Source organism: Vannielia sp. ABF1_015 (assembly GCF_056160745.1).
The window spans coordinates 1,718,589-1,731,654 of record NZ_JBSWXT010000001.1 but is presented as its reverse complement, the minus strand read 5'-3'; the positions used below and the strand labels follow the sequence as shown (position 1 = coordinate 1,731,654).

The window sequence follows — 13,066 nt, the reverse complement described above, 5'->3', positions numbered from 1 at the left end:
GGGTCAGATCACAAACAGGTTGAACCCCTGAAAGAGCAGAAACCCCGCATAGATCCCGATCCAGAGCTGCCCGAAAATTGCAACCCGCAGCCCCCAAGAGCGCACACCCGAAGCGATCAGCCCCGCCGCCAGATACCAGAACCCGAGGGCCATAAAAATCGCGCCCGCCCGCAAGGCAAGGGTCAGCGCCTCCACTTCCATCATGAGTGAAGGCACCAGGAGAAACATCGGCACCGGAAGTATCGCAACCATCGCGACAGGTGTGATCAGGGCCAGCAAAACCGCCGGGATCATCCGAAGCAAACGTGGCCGCAAAGCCGCGCCCCAATGCCCGCGCTGACCGACAATCAGCGCTGCAAGCGTGCCCAGCGGCATTGCAACGCAAAGGGCCGCCAGCGCGACGGCCCAGGGCGGCAGCGGCTCAAATGGCACAGCCAGCAACCACCTCTCAGCGCCCGCAGAATGTGCCATGAGCCCCCAGGCGAGCAAACCCGCAAAAACCACGCCCCCTACGGACAAGGCAAGCCGCGCCGTCTTGCGCGCGGCGGGCCGCTCGGCCAACGGGCCAGTTCCAACATTCCCCACAGTCACACCACCTCGCACCAACCAACACTCCACCCTAGGCGAAGGAGCGGGCCGGTCAATCCTGCCCAACCCCGCTTCCACCTGCCGCCCCCATCCGCTACACTCTCCGCCAACCAAAAGCCCGAAAAAGAGCAGCACCACATGGCCGACGATCTCCTCACGCCCCAGGACAAATCCACCTACGACGCCTCCTCCATTCAGGTGCTCGAAGACATGGAGCACGTCCGCCTGCGCCCCGGCATGTATATCGGCGGCAAGGATGACCGGGCGCTGCACCACATGGTCGCCGAGATCATCGACAACTCGATGGATGAGGCCGTCGCGGGCCATGCCACGTGGATCGAGGTGGAACTGCATGAAAACGGCCATGTCACCGTGCGCGACAACGGCCGTGGCATCCCCATCGGTGCCCACCCCAAAGACCCCTCCAAAACCGCGCTCGAAATCATCTTCTGCACCCTGAACGCGGGCGGCAAGTTCTCGGGCGACAGCTACGAAACCTCCGGCGGCCTCCACGGCGTCGGCTCCTCCGTGGTCAACGCGCTCTCCGATTACCTGCGGGTGGAAGTGGCGCAGAATCGCGAGCTCTACGCGATGGAATTTTCGCGCGGCGTGCCCCAAGGCAAGCTGGAAAAGATCGGCGCCGCCCCCAACCGGCGCGGCACCTCCGTCACCTTCCACCCCGATGCCGAAATCTTCGGCTCGCTCAAGCTCAAGCCGCACCGCCTCTTCAAGATGGCCCGCTCCAAGGCCTACCTCTTCTCCGGCGTCGAGATCCGCTGGAAGTCTGCCATCCCCGACGGCGACACCCCGATGGAGGCCAAGTTCCACTTCCCCGGCGGGCTGGCCGACTACCTCAAGGAGGCCATGGGCGAGGCGACCACCTATGCCGAGGCCCCCTTCGCCGGCACCGTCTCGTTCGAAAAGTTCAACGCCCCCGGCAAGGTCGAATGGGCGATCAACTGGACGCCTTCGCGCGACGGCTTCATCCAAAGCTACTGCAACACCGTGCCCACGCCCGAGGGCGGCACCCATGAGGCGGGCTTCTGGGCCGCGATCCTCAAGGGCATCAAGGCCTACGGCGAGCTGGTGAGCAACAAGAAGGCCACCACCATCACCCGCGAAGACCTGATCACAGGCGCGGGCGCGCTGGTGTCCTGCTTCATCCGCGAGCCCGAATTCGTCGGCCAGACGAAAGACCGCCTCGCCACTACCGAAGCCCAGCGCATGGTCGAAAACTCGGTGCGCGACCACTTCGACAACTGGCTTGCGAGCAACACCAAATCCGCCGGGGCGATCCTCGATTTCCTCGTGCTGCGCGCCGAAGAGCGCCTGCGCCGTCGGCAGGAGAAGGAAACCGCCCGCAAGACCGCCACCAAAAAGCTCCGCCTCCCCGGCAAGCTGGTCGATTGCTCCGCCACCAACCGCGACGGCACCGAGCTGTTCATCGTCGAGGGCGACTCGGCGGGCGGCTCCGCCAAGATGGCCCGCGACCGCCGCAATCAGGCCCTCCTGCCCCTGCGCGGCAAAATCCTCAACGTGCTCGGCGCCGCCTCCTCCAAGCTCGGCTCCAACAACGAAATCTCCGACCTGACACAGGCGCTCGGCGTCGGCCTCGGGACCAAGTTCAACCTCGACGACCTGCGCTACGACAAGATCATCATCATGACCGACGCCGACGTCGACGGCGCCCACATCGCCTCCCTGCTGATGACCTTCTTCTTCACCCAGATGCGCCCGATGATCGACGCCGGCCACCTCTACCTCGCCTGCCCGCCCCTCTTCCGGCTGACCCAAGGCAGCAAGCGCGTCTATTGCCTCGACGAGGCCGAACGCGACGCCTGGCTGGAAAAAGGCCTCGGCGGCAAAGGCAACATCTCGTCAAGCCGCTTCAAGGGCCTCGGCGAGATGGACGCGAAAGACCTGAAAGAAACCACGATGGACCCGGCCACCCGCCAGCTGATCCGCGTGACCATCGACGAGGACGACCCGGGCGAGACGGGGGATCTGGTTGAGAGGCTGATGGGGAAGAAGCCAGAATTGCGGTTCCAGTATATTCAGGAGAATGCGCGGTTTGTTGAAGAGTTGGATGTTTAATCCAGATAGGCACTGCGGACTCTAACCAATCCATAGATCTCTGCGATCATTGGAATTTAGGTAGCGATGCGGATAAACAAAATACGCAGAATCTCGGTTCGCACCACTCTCATTAGCCCCTGAGAAAAGTGGATGCAGGCAGTATTCATCGGTTCGCCCAAAAACCAAACGCCCTGGCACGGCATATTCGAACTCGCAGTCCGCATACAGGCCGGCATCGTCCCTATCCACGACTCGCCCTATCGCACCTATCTCGGTGAGAACCCTCTGAAAATCCTGAAAGCTATCATCAATGTCGAATTGAGGGTTCTTTTTAAGAATATCTCTACCAGAGTTTCTGAACTCGCCCTCTAACTCCTTAGACCCAAAAAACCTCCTCAGGTTCGGCAGAACACTCTCACAGAGTTTTCGGGCAAATGGATATTTGAATCGATATGCGTTAAACACTTCCATATATAGAGTATGCTGTTTCTCATATATCGCACTCACAAGCCTATCACCGTCTATTTTGCGAGGAATATCAGAAAAATCTGGAGAAGCCATCGCAGCATTCAGGAGTAAGATTATTTGCCTCGGAAGCAATTGAGTGTGTCTGGCGAGGTATGCGATTGATGGCTCCTCAACACCCCTACGATTCTTGATTGATGGAGGGAGAAAGTTTTGAAGAACTTTCTGTACATGCTCGCGACGAGTGAGGTCCACCCCTTTGAACTTCGATAACTCACGTGGGTCCGACACGGACAAAAACACGAGGTAGCGCCATGCAACAACTCGCAATAGCTCTATCGGAGACCAATGTAAGACCATGCACCTATGGAAATCTTTAACTATGTTGGAGGAAACATCTTGGAGGTCAAAGTAGGCTTCTGCAGATATCGACATTCTCAAACGCCGGAGCTTTGCGGTATACCCACCAATGCAGCGTAGCAGCCCTCTGATGGTATTGCTTCTCTGAATATCAGCGAGATCGTAGTCCTCCATAGAATCCAGAGTAATAGCTACATACTTTCCATCGCGCTCTAGAGCTTCGTCAATCTCTCGCAATGCCGCTTCAATAAACGCCTGCCTCGGGGCAAGGTATGCAGCTATTACTTCAACAAACAGGCTAAGCCGGTTGAATCTCTCAACTGATTCAAGAGGCAGTTGACGATATGCCTCCATTCTATGGCCAAAACTCTCCCCTACTTCGTCCTCCAACCCAGCCAAGAACGCCCTAGACACCTTCGTTTGCGCTGAGGGGAGAACTCCACAGAGCTCCGTTATTATACTTGCATTCAAACAATCACGCCAGATCGGAGCGGAGTCCTCAGCCGGAATATTTCTATAGTCTCTAATTTCCTTGTAGAGGACTCCTTTAACGGCGCGTATTAGCGCCGCAGAAGAAAGACTGATCTGAATACATCTGGAATCATTCCTCCCCGATTGAGATAAGATCGATGTCTTTCCAGATCCTTTTCTACCAACAATTATTTTTGGGCCAATCTGATACGCCTCCCAAATCTTGGTATCAGCACTGAATACCAAATCTTGAGCTTCAATTGCATCGGAGAAAAGATCAGCGCTGTGCGGCCCTAGGGGCTCTTGGTTTGTAAACACCTCCCGAACCGCATCTGCCACATGGGTTGGCATTCGCTCCAACCCTTCTATCGTATGCAACACTGACATCCCCCACCTCATCCTACATAAATTGATAATGGTGTGATATCGCCGATCATCTGTCAACATTGCTCCCTAATTGGATACCAAAAGCGCGTTGCTTGAACGAAAGCGCTCTGACCCCCCAACGGAACCCCACCTCCCCTTCCCCGTTGTCCCCCCATGTGGCAATGGCTCCAAGACAACCAACCGGCGATCCAGATCATCGTCAGCCTCACCACCACCGTGGTGTGGATCGCCTACCTCCACATCTTCCTCGTCTCCTTCCGCCGCCAGACCCGCTCGGGCCTCCTCATCAACCGCGCGGGCCGCGACGGCCTCGCTGCCCGCTGCATCATCTCCAACCTCGGCTCCGAACCGGCCTATCTGACCGACGTGCTCGCCGAGGTCGAAATCGGTGACACCACCACCACCGCCAGCGTGGTCGACCGGCTGGAGATGTTTGAAGACAGCAACCAATCCCAAACCGCCCAAGGCCCCATGGCCAGCGGCGCCTATATCGACATCGGCAGCTTCGAGGATATCTTTGAGCGGGTCCGCCAGCGCCACAGCAGTGAAGACATCGCCTGCAAGGCCGACCGCATAAAGCTCATCGCCGTCGCCGCCACCAGCCAAGCCCGCGATCTCGTGGCCGCCTACCGCAGCTTCGACATTTCCGGCAGCGGCGAGCACGCGGTGCTGCGCCCGGTCGAAGTTGAGGCGCATCAGGTCCGCTCGTGGCTCCAGCGCCGACGCCTCAAGCGCCTGCTCTCGACGATCCAGCGCGGCGATCGGATGGAGCACTCCGCCTCCTCCGAGCTTTTCGCGCCAGCCAACCTGCCTGCCTCCCGCCGCCCCGCTCCATAGCCCAACCCACAAAAAAGCCCCCCGCGCTTTCACGCAGGGGGCGGTAACTCTTTACCTCAACCGAGGTCAGGCTGCTTTCAGCCCGGCACGCCAGTCGTCCACCTCTTTTTCGGCTTCCTCACGGGCGTAGCCATATTTCTGCTGCACGAGCCCCACGAGCTGTTCACGCTCGCCCTTGGCCTCTTGCAGTTCATTGTCGGTCAGCTCGCCCCACTTCTCGCGGGCGGAGCCTTGCCATTCTTTCCAGTTGCCTTGGATGACATCCCAATTCATAGCAGTACCTCCTTTCGGTTTCTGCCCACATAACGCCCCCGCTCGGTGCGAAGTTCCGCGCTGCAAAGCTCTCGGCACCAAGCCGCCACATAGCAAAACAGCGGGGCCATCCCCCCGCCGCCTGCCCGTAGGGTGGGCAATCTGCCCACCTTCCGAAACACCTCAGCACTCCACGCCGGGCTGGCTGCACAGCCCGCCATCGGTGCGCCCGTCGCCCCAGACGCCGCTGGCCTGCTTCTCCTTGATCGCCCGTTTCGCAGCGGCCTTGGCCTGCTTCTTCGTCGGGTAGGTGCCCTCGTACTGCCAGCACACCCCGCCATCGCAATCCTTGTCCTTAACCGCCGCGTGCCAGCGGTCCTTGCCGGTGTTCCAGATGTCGGGCTTGGGCTTGGCAAAAGCGCCCCCGGCGGCAATCGTCAGGGCGGCGGTAAGCATGATCAGCTGCTTGGTCATCTCGAAAATTCCTTTCACTCTATCCGTTCAAAATCAGGGCCCGCTCGGGCCTGTTGAACAGATCGGAACGCCCGGCAGCCAAAACAACCACCAGTTGATGACAAGTCCCGTCATGAAAGGAAGGATCGCCGAATTACGGCTATTTCTGCAGCGTTTTCAGATACTCCACCAAGTCCGCCACCGGGCGCGATGTCATGATCGGCTGGCCCGTCTCGGCCTTCAGCGGCGTGTCGTCGCCGTCGAAGAGCTCGCCGTAAACCGGCATTGGCGAGCCGTGCGAGACCAGCGGGTCGCGCCCGTCGATCCGCTTGACGACACGCGCCATCGGGAAGGTGCCGGAGTTGTTTAGCGACAGCTCCGTCAGGTTCACCGGTTGCAGCACCAACGCGGGCGCCATCGGCCCCTGCCCATCGGCATCCAGCCCGTGGCAGGTGGCACAGTGCCGCTCATAGAGCAAACGCCCCTCGTGCACATCCTGCGCCTGAGCCATGCCCGCCACCAGCGCCGCCGTGGCCGTGATCATCATCCATTTCATCGTCGATCCTCCTGATGTCTGCCCCGCGCCAATTTTGCGCCCGCCGCGCGGGCCGCGCCATGATCCCTGTCAAGTCGCACCGCGCGCCGCGTTTATTTTTACCACCCGGTCAAAAAACTGTCTGCATAGGTTGTGCATCACTTGTGCATAGGATGTTGCCCCCTGCTCTTCAGGGTTAACGCCTCTCTTGTCGCCCCCGCCGCACCCGTTAAACTCCGCCAGATGCGCCTGTTTCTCGTCCTCTGTTTCGCCCTATTCGCCAGCTCCTGCGGCCGTCCGCTGACCGAGGCGGAGAAGGGATTTTTGCAGGAAATTCATGGCGATGGGGTCGATACCTCCCGGGTGCGCCTCACAACCTGGGGCACCGTTGGCGCGATCGAGCGCACCTACCTCTCCCGCCCCCGCACCACCTGCCGCGAGTTGATCCTGCCTCCGATGAAGGAGAAAACCTTCAAATCCCGCACCGCCGGGCTGGTCTTGTTCAACAAGATTTTTCTCAACCCTGACTGGCACTTGGAAGATTATGTCGAAGGCTGGCCAGAGCAGCTGAACCTGCCTGCGGCGATGTTTCTGGCCCATGAGATCACCCATGTCTGGCAATGGCAAAACCGTCGCCTGACCGGCTATCACCCGCTGAAGGCCGCTGCCGAGCACAAGGGCAATATTGACCCCTATCTGTTTGATCCAGAAAGCAATCCCCGCTTTCTCGACTACCCCTACGAGCAGCAGGCCTCGCTGGTGGAAGAGTTCGTCTGCTGCCGCGCGCTCGATCCGCGAGGCCCCCGCACCGCACGCCTGCGCAGCCTTCTGTCGCAGGTCATGAACCCCGCCCCGCTAGAGCTGTCTCGCCCTGTCGGCAAGGTGCAGCTCCCTTGGGAAGAGGCTGAAATTGAAGGGATATGTTCCTGAGCACGGCGCGGTAAACGGATCTTTCACCTTTTGCGCCACACTGGCCCCGTTGCCCCCATCGCGCGCCCGGCCTAGCCTCGCCGCAGAACACAGGAGACACGCCGATGGGTTACGCCAGTTCCGCCGCCATCATGCTCGCCGCGGGCATCGGCATTCCGATCCTTGCCGCGCTCAACGCCAGCCTCGGGCGGCATGTCGGCTCGCCTGCCTCGGCTGCCGTGGTGCTGTTTCTGGTGGCCGTCGCCGTGGCCCTCGTGACCGCGCTCATCACCGGCCCCGCGCCGCTGGCCCGCTTTGCCACCGCCCCGCGTGAGGGCTTCATTGCCGGGGTCTTCGTGGCGTTCTACGTGCTGTCGATCACCTGGGTCGCGCCGCATTTCGGCATCGGCAACGCGGTGGTTTTCGTGCTGCTCGGGCAAATGGTGTCGTTTGCAGCGATCGACCACTTTGGCCTCTTCGGCGCAATCCAAACGCCGATGACGGCGCTGCGTGGCATGGGGCTGCTGCTCATGGCTGCAGGCGTAGTGCTGGTGCAAAAGGGTTAGCTGGGCCGCGCAACCATCACAGAGCCAGCGTCCGGCAGTTCCTTCAGGCCCTCCAGCAGCACCACCTGCTGCGCAAGCGTCACCACAACGCCATCGGTGACAAGCTCCATGCCGATATCCCCGTCATCCGCCTCCGGGTCTTCCAGAAACAGAACATCCTCCACCGGGTCAAAAGCGGCGATCCGGGCGGTGTAGCTTTCCGGCTCAGAGGCATCGCTCTCCCCGCCCGCATCATCCGCTGCGGTGTCGGCTCCGGCAACGGCAAGCAACTGGTCTTCAACGCCGCCCTCTTCGGTGGCGTCACTCCCGTCAGCATCAAGCAGGTCATCGCCATCAGCGCCCTCAAGCGCCTCATCACCGGCATCACCCTCAAGCGCGTCATCGCCCTCAAGGCCGCCCACCCCGTCGCCACAAGTAAGCGCGCCGCCCTTGGCCAGCAGAGCGCCATCGCCCGCAACGATCCGCGCCTCCTCAGCATCGCCATCATCCTCGGCGGTGCCTTCTTCGGCAACGATCACCGCCTCGTCGCCCTCAGCAACATCCAGCAGATCCTCACCAGCGCCGCCCTCAAGCAGCTCATCGCCCGCCTCGGCTTCCCCAAGATCGTCGCTCGCATAAGAGCGGATCAGGTCATCCTCCTCACCGGTCGAGATCTGGTCTTCGCCCTCTCCGGCGTCCTCCGCATTGGCGTCGCGCCCGCCTTCGGTGCCGCCGTTGCCTTCATCGCGGCTCACGGCATCACCCATGAACCCCGCAAGGAGCATGAGAGGCATTGCCATAATGAGAGACCAGTCCATGAGAGTCACCGTTCATCAGAGTTGACGGCAGCATAAACCATAACGCCCTGCGGATGGGGAAACAGTCTTGCCCGGATTCAGAAACGATAAGCCTCGGGAAACACAAGGATAACCTCGCGCGGACAGGGGTGCGTCAGCCCGCGACGAGGTGCCCTGCATCGAGGCGCACGATCCTGTCCATCCGGGCGGCCAGCTCAAGGTTGTGGGTGGCGATCAGCGCGGCAAGGCCGGTTTCGCGCACCAGCGTCATCAGCGCCTGAAAAACCGTGTCCGAGGTGTCCGGATCAAGGTTGCCGGTGGGCTCATCGGCCAGCAGGAGGGCGGGCTTGTTGGCCAGCGCCCGGCAAAAGGCCACCCGCTGCTGCTCGCCGCCCGAAAGCTCCCCCGGGCGGTGGCTGGCCCGGCCTTCCAGCCCGACCGTGCCCAACAGCTCCAGCGCGCGCGCCTCCGCGGCGTCCTGCTCCACCGCGTTGGCAAGCTGGGGCAGCACGATGTTTTCCAGCGCGGTGAACTCGGGCAGCAAATGGTGGAACTGATAGACAAATCCAACCTGCGCACGCCGCGCCTCGGTGCGCCGCCCATCGCCCAATGCGCCCATGTCTTCGCCCAGCAGCCGCACGGCCCCTGCGGTTGGGGTGTCGAGCAGCCCGGCGATGTGCAGCAAGGTCGATTTGCCCGAGCCGGACGGGGCGACAAGCGCCACCACCTCACCCGCGGCCACCTCCAGCGAGGCCCCGCGCAGCACGTTGATCTCATTCGGCTTTCCGGCGTTGTAGGTCTTCTCGATCCCCGCCAGCCCCAGAACTTCACTCATAGCGCAGTGCCTCCACCGGATCGAGCCGCGCCGCACGGCGGGCCGGGATGATCGTTGCCCCCCAAGAAAGGGCCAGCGCCAGCCCCACGGCAAAGGCCACGTCACCGGCCTGCAACTCGCTTGGCACCCGGTAGATGCCCCGGATCGAGGCGTCCCACACCTCCGAGCCGCTCATCCAGTTGATGAAGCTGACGATGTTGTTCACGTTCAGCGCAAAGAGGCAGCCCAGCACCGTGCCCAGCGCCGTGGCCACCGTGCCAATGAGCGCACCGCAGAGGAAGAACACCCGCAAAATCGCCCCCCGCGTCAGCCCCATGGTGCGCAGAATGCCAATGTCGCGGCCCTTGTTCTTCACCAGCATGATCAGGCCCGAGATGATGTTGAGCGCGGCGATCAGCACAAGGATCGACATGATGATGATCATCATGATGTCTTCGATCACCAGCGCCCGCAAAAAGTTGCCCCAGGCGTCCTTCCAGCTCCACAGGATCATCCGGTCGCCCGCCGCCTGAAGCAGCGGCGTATCCCATGCTTTGATCTCCTCGGGGTCGTCCACCATCACCTCGATTTCGCTCGCAGCGCCATCGAAGTTGAAAAAGCTCTGCGCCTCCTCGAACGGCAGGTAAACCCGGGTGCGGTCAATGTCCCAGCGCCCGGCCTGAAAGATGTAAACCACCTCATAGGCGTTCACCCGCGGGGTCACGCCCATCGGGGAGCGGGTGCCGTTGGGGTTGATGATGCGGATCTTCTCACCCACCGTCGCGCCCAGCTCCTGCGCCACGCCCCAGCCGATGGCGATGCCCTCGTTGAAGCGGGCAATATCCCCTTCGCTCTGTTCGGGCTCCACGATGCGGGGCAGGTTCATCAGGTCATCCGCGCGGATGCCATAGACCTCCACGCCCGCATTTGCCGCTCTCAAGTTGGCCAGCACCTGCCCTTTGACCAGCGGCGCAACCGATGTCACCCCCGGCACTTCGGCAATCCGGTCGGCCACCGTGTCATAATCGGTGATCTGGCGGCTGGTGGCACCGTTCTCGTCAACGTAAACTGCCGCCCGCACAGAGGTGTGCGCATTGGCGCCGATGATCGTATCAACAAAATCGGTCCGGAAGCCCGAGCGCACCGCCATCACCACGATCAGCGCAAAGACCGAAAGGGTAATCCCCCCCAGCGCGATCCAGCTCAGGATCGAAACACCCCCGTCCGACCGCTGCGAGCGCAGGTAGCGCCATGCGATCATCCACTCATAGCGCGAGAATGGCGCTGTTTTTCCTGCTTTTCCGGCCACGTCGGGGCCTCCTGCCTGTTTGCGCGGGAAAATGCGGGGTGGGGCGGTCCGGGTCAAGCGCCAAAGGGGCCGATCACTCGTAGTAGATCGAGATCGGGCGCAGCAGCAGCGGCATCCCCGGCACCTTTCGATGCGACTCCGCCGGGATCACCGGATATCCGCCGGTGCCAATGTAGGGGTGCGCCGCATCGCGCTCGCGCCGTTCCAGCGCCGTCGCCACCCGCAGCAGCGCCGTAAACGGGTCTTCACCCTCGTCGGTCATCGGCGCCATCAGCACATCCCAATCGGTGGTGTCGGTGCGCTCGACGTAATATTGCATCCACATGGTCAACTGGGAGAGATCGGGCCGAAAGACGCGCACCTCCTTGAGCACATCCGTCGTGCGAAAGAGCTGGTGAAGCGCCTCCAGAGAGCCATCGCCGGGGCGGGTTTCGGGCGCATCCCGATAGGCGGCCAGCATGGTGAGAAAGGTCTTGGGCGGAGCGATCGGAGTGCGCCCGGGCTTTTTGGCTGGCGCGGCCGGTTTGGGCTTGGGGGCAGGCCCGGGCCGCGAAATCTGGCCCGGTCCATGGCTGCTCTTCTCCGCCAGCCGCTCCTTGGCTGCCTGCGCCGGTCCGAACCTGTCGAACAGTTCGTAGAACAGCGCCACCCCCTCACGGTCCCCGCCCGCCGCATCGGTCAGGATATCATCCCAGCTCTTCAACCCGGCCTCCGGGTAGGCTTCCCGAACGAACTTCTCGAAATGGTTGAAAAAATAAGAACCCTCCGGGTCCGGCCCCCCGCCGTGCAGCCGGTGGCTGTTCCACCCGTCCAGCCACGCCGCAAGCTCCCTCAACCCGCCGTGGCGCTCCATCCGACCTTTCAGCAGGAGGAGGTTTTCGGCAAAGCCCTCGGGCGGGATCACGCCGGCACCCTCAGAGGTGCCCCTCGTAGATCCCCGCCAGCTTCTGCACGGCGGCCTCGGGGCTGAGCTCCTCGCTCTCGCCAGTGCGGCGGCTGGTCAGCTCCACCACACCATTCTTCAGCCCGCGCGGCCCCACGGTAATCCGCCATGGCAGGCCGATCAGATCTTGCGTGGCAAACTTCGCCCCTGCCCGCTCGTCGGTGTCATCCAGCAGCGGATCAAGGCCCAGCGTCTTCAGCGTGCCATAAAGCGCCGCGCTCGTCGCATCACAGGCCTCGTCGCCCGTGCGCATGTTCACGATCCCCACGTGGAAGGGGGTCACGCCCTCGGGCCAGATGATGCCCTTGTCATCATGGCTCGCTTCAATGATCGCGCCCACAAGGCGGCTCACACCAATCCCGTGCGAGCCCATGTGCACCGGCACCTTGGCCCCGTCCGGCCCCTGCACGTTTGCGCCCATCGGCTCGGAATACTTGGTCCCGAAGTAAAAGATCTGCCCCACCTCAATGCCCTTACCCGCGCGGCGGCGCTCCTCGGGGATCTCGCCGTATAGCGCTTCGTCATGGGTCTCGTCGGTGCGGGCGTAAAGGCTTGTGAACTCGTCACAAACCCCCTTCACCTGCTCGCGGTCATCATAGTCGATTTCGCGGTCACCCAGCTTCAGCTCGGTCACCCCCGCATCGTAAAACACATCGCTCTCGCCGGTATCGGCCAGCACCAGGAACTCATGCGTGTCGTCACCACCGATCGGCCCGCTGTCGGCCCGCATCGGGATCGCCGTCAGCCCCATCCGCTCGTAGGTGCGCAGGTAGCTCACCATGTGGCGGTTGTAGGCGTGCAGCGCGTCCTCCTTGGTGAGGTCGAAGTTGTAACCGTCCTTCATGTAGAACTCGCGTCCCCGCATCACCCCGAAGCGCGGACGGATCTCGTCGCGGAACTTCCACTGGATGTGGTAGAGCGTCAGCGGCAGGCTCTTGTAGCTGGCCACATGGGCGCGGAAGATGTCGGTGATCATCTCTTCGTTGGTGGGGCCGAACAGCATGTCGCGGTCGTGCCGGTCGCGGATGCGCAGCATCTCCGGGCCATAGGCGTCATAACGGCCACTCTCGCGCCACAGGTCAGCAGGCTGCACCGTGGGCATCAACATGGGGATATGCCCCGCCCGCGCCTGCTCCTCATGCACGATCTGCTCGATCCGCTTGAGCACCTTGAAGCCCAGCGGCAGCCACGAATAGATCCCGGCGGCCTGCTGGCGGATCATGCCCGCACGCAACATGTAGCGATGCGAGGCGATCTGCGCGTCGGCAGGGGTTTCCTTGAGAACGGGAAGGAAGTAGCGGCTCAGGCGCATTATTGGTCCTCTG

At 62.0% G+C, this 13,066-nt stretch carries 14 protein-coding genes; 4 read left to right on the top strand and 10 right to left on the bottom strand.

Annotation, left to right across the window (positions count from 1 at the left end; all coding sequences use genetic code 11):
• Nucleotides 1-3 precede the first annotated feature (3 nt).
• Nucleotides 4-441 (bottom strand): hypothetical protein, encoded by a 438-nt coding sequence (locus tag ACXAG6_RS08685; protein WP_475337027.1) that lies wholly within the window; start codon nucleotides 439-441, stop codon nucleotides 4-6.
• 285 nt (nucleotides 442-726) lie between these two features.
• Here ACXAG6_RS08685 and ACXAG6_RS08680 point away from each other — a divergent pair, with 285 nt between their 5' ends.
• Nucleotides 727-2,682, top strand: a complete 1,956-nt coding sequence (locus ACXAG6_RS08680; RefSeq protein ID WP_475337025.1) for a DNA topoisomerase IV subunit B — start codon at nucleotides 727-729, stop codon at nucleotides 2,680-2,682.
• 21 nt (nucleotides 2,683-2,703) lie between these two features.
• Here ACXAG6_RS08680 and ACXAG6_RS08675 read toward each other — a convergent pair whose 3' ends face one another.
• Complete coding sequence (locus ACXAG6_RS08675; protein ID WP_475337023.1) at nucleotides 2,704-4,311, bottom strand: P-loop ATPase, Sll1717 family; 1,608 nt, start codon at nucleotides 4,309-4,311, stop codon at nucleotides 2,704-2,706.
• A gap of 189 nt (nucleotides 4,312-4,500) precedes the next feature.
• Between ACXAG6_RS08675 and ACXAG6_RS08670 the strand changes: the two genes are divergently transcribed.
• Nucleotides 4,501-5,184, top strand: coding sequence for a hypothetical protein (locus tag ACXAG6_RS08670; RefSeq protein ID WP_475337021.1), 684 nt, complete (start codon nucleotides 4,501-4,503; stop codon nucleotides 5,182-5,184).
• Between the two features lie 66 nt (nucleotides 5,185-5,250).
• On the opposite strand, the gene ACXAG6_RS08665 is transcribed toward ACXAG6_RS08670, so the two are convergent.
• The 3 genes from ACXAG6_RS08665 to ACXAG6_RS08655 all read right to left on the bottom strand — a co-directional run bounded on the left by ACXAG6_RS08665 (nucleotide 5,251) and on the right by ACXAG6_RS08655 (nucleotide 6,445).
• Nucleotides 5,251-5,457, bottom strand: a complete 207-nt coding sequence (locus ACXAG6_RS08665) for a CsbD family protein (protein WP_140013521.1) — start codon at nucleotides 5,455-5,457, stop codon at nucleotides 5,251-5,253.
• Nucleotides 5,458-5,619: 162 nt separating this feature from the next.
• Complete coding sequence (locus ACXAG6_RS08660) at nucleotides 5,620-5,910, bottom strand: hypothetical protein (protein ID WP_475337020.1); 291 nt, start codon at nucleotides 5,908-5,910, stop codon at nucleotides 5,620-5,622.
• A gap of 139 nt (nucleotides 5,911-6,049) precedes the next feature.
• Complete coding sequence (locus ACXAG6_RS08655) at nucleotides 6,050-6,445, bottom strand: c-type cytochrome (protein ID WP_475337018.1); 396 nt, start codon at nucleotides 6,443-6,445, stop codon at nucleotides 6,050-6,052.
• A gap of 222 nt (nucleotides 6,446-6,667) precedes the next feature.
• On the opposite strand from ACXAG6_RS08655, the gene ACXAG6_RS08650 reads away from it, so the two are divergent.
• Both ACXAG6_RS08650 and ACXAG6_RS08645 read left to right on the top strand, forming a co-directional pair.
• Nucleotides 6,668-7,354, top strand: coding sequence for a hypothetical protein (locus ACXAG6_RS08650; protein WP_475337017.1), 687 nt, complete (start codon nucleotides 6,668-6,670; stop codon nucleotides 7,352-7,354).
• A 104-nt stretch (nucleotides 7,355-7,458) separates the two neighbouring features.
• A complete protein-coding gene (locus ACXAG6_RS08645) occupies nucleotides 7,459-7,899 on the top strand; it encodes a DMT family transporter (RefSeq protein WP_475337016.1) in 441 nt (146 codons plus the stop codon).
• Here the strand turns inward: ACXAG6_RS08645 and ACXAG6_RS08640 are convergent.
• From ACXAG6_RS08640 to proS, 5 genes are all read right to left on the bottom strand, one after another.
• Nucleotides 7,896-8,678 (bottom strand): hypothetical protein, encoded by a 783-nt coding sequence (locus ACXAG6_RS08640; protein ID WP_475337014.1) that lies wholly within the window; start codon nucleotides 8,676-8,678, stop codon nucleotides 7,896-7,898. The two genes, ACXAG6_RS08645 and ACXAG6_RS08640, sit on opposite strands and share 4 nt — an antisense overlap.
• A 151-nt stretch (nucleotides 8,679-8,829) precedes the next feature.
• Nucleotides 8,830-9,510 carry an ABC transporter ATP-binding protein gene (locus ACXAG6_RS08635; protein ID WP_475337013.1) on the bottom strand — a complete coding sequence of 227 codons (681 nt, stop codon included), beginning with the start codon at nucleotides 9,508-9,510 and terminating at the stop codon, nucleotides 8,830-8,832.
• The gene (locus tag ACXAG6_RS08630) at nucleotides 9,503-10,750 is read right to left on the bottom strand and encodes a lipoprotein-releasing ABC transporter permease subunit (RefSeq protein ID WP_475337942.1); all 1,248 of its coding nucleotides are present in this window, start codon (nucleotides 10,748-10,750) and stop codon (nucleotides 9,503-9,505) included. Before ACXAG6_RS08630 ends, ACXAG6_RS08635 begins: the two co-directional genes overlap by 8 nt.
• Nucleotides 10,751-10,871: 121 nt before the next feature.
• The gene (locus ACXAG6_RS08625; protein ID WP_475337012.1) at nucleotides 10,872-11,702 is read right to left on the bottom strand and encodes a hypothetical protein; all 831 of its coding nucleotides are present in this window, start codon (nucleotides 11,700-11,702) and stop codon (nucleotides 10,872-10,874) included.
• 10 nt (nucleotides 11,703-11,712) lie between these two features.
• The gene (gene proS, locus ACXAG6_RS08620; protein ID WP_475337011.1) at nucleotides 11,713-13,053 is read right to left on the bottom strand and encodes a proline--tRNA ligase; all 1,341 of its coding nucleotides are present in this window, start codon (nucleotides 13,051-13,053) and stop codon (nucleotides 11,713-11,715) included.
• Between the last annotated feature and the right edge of the window lie 13 nt (nucleotides 13,054-13,066).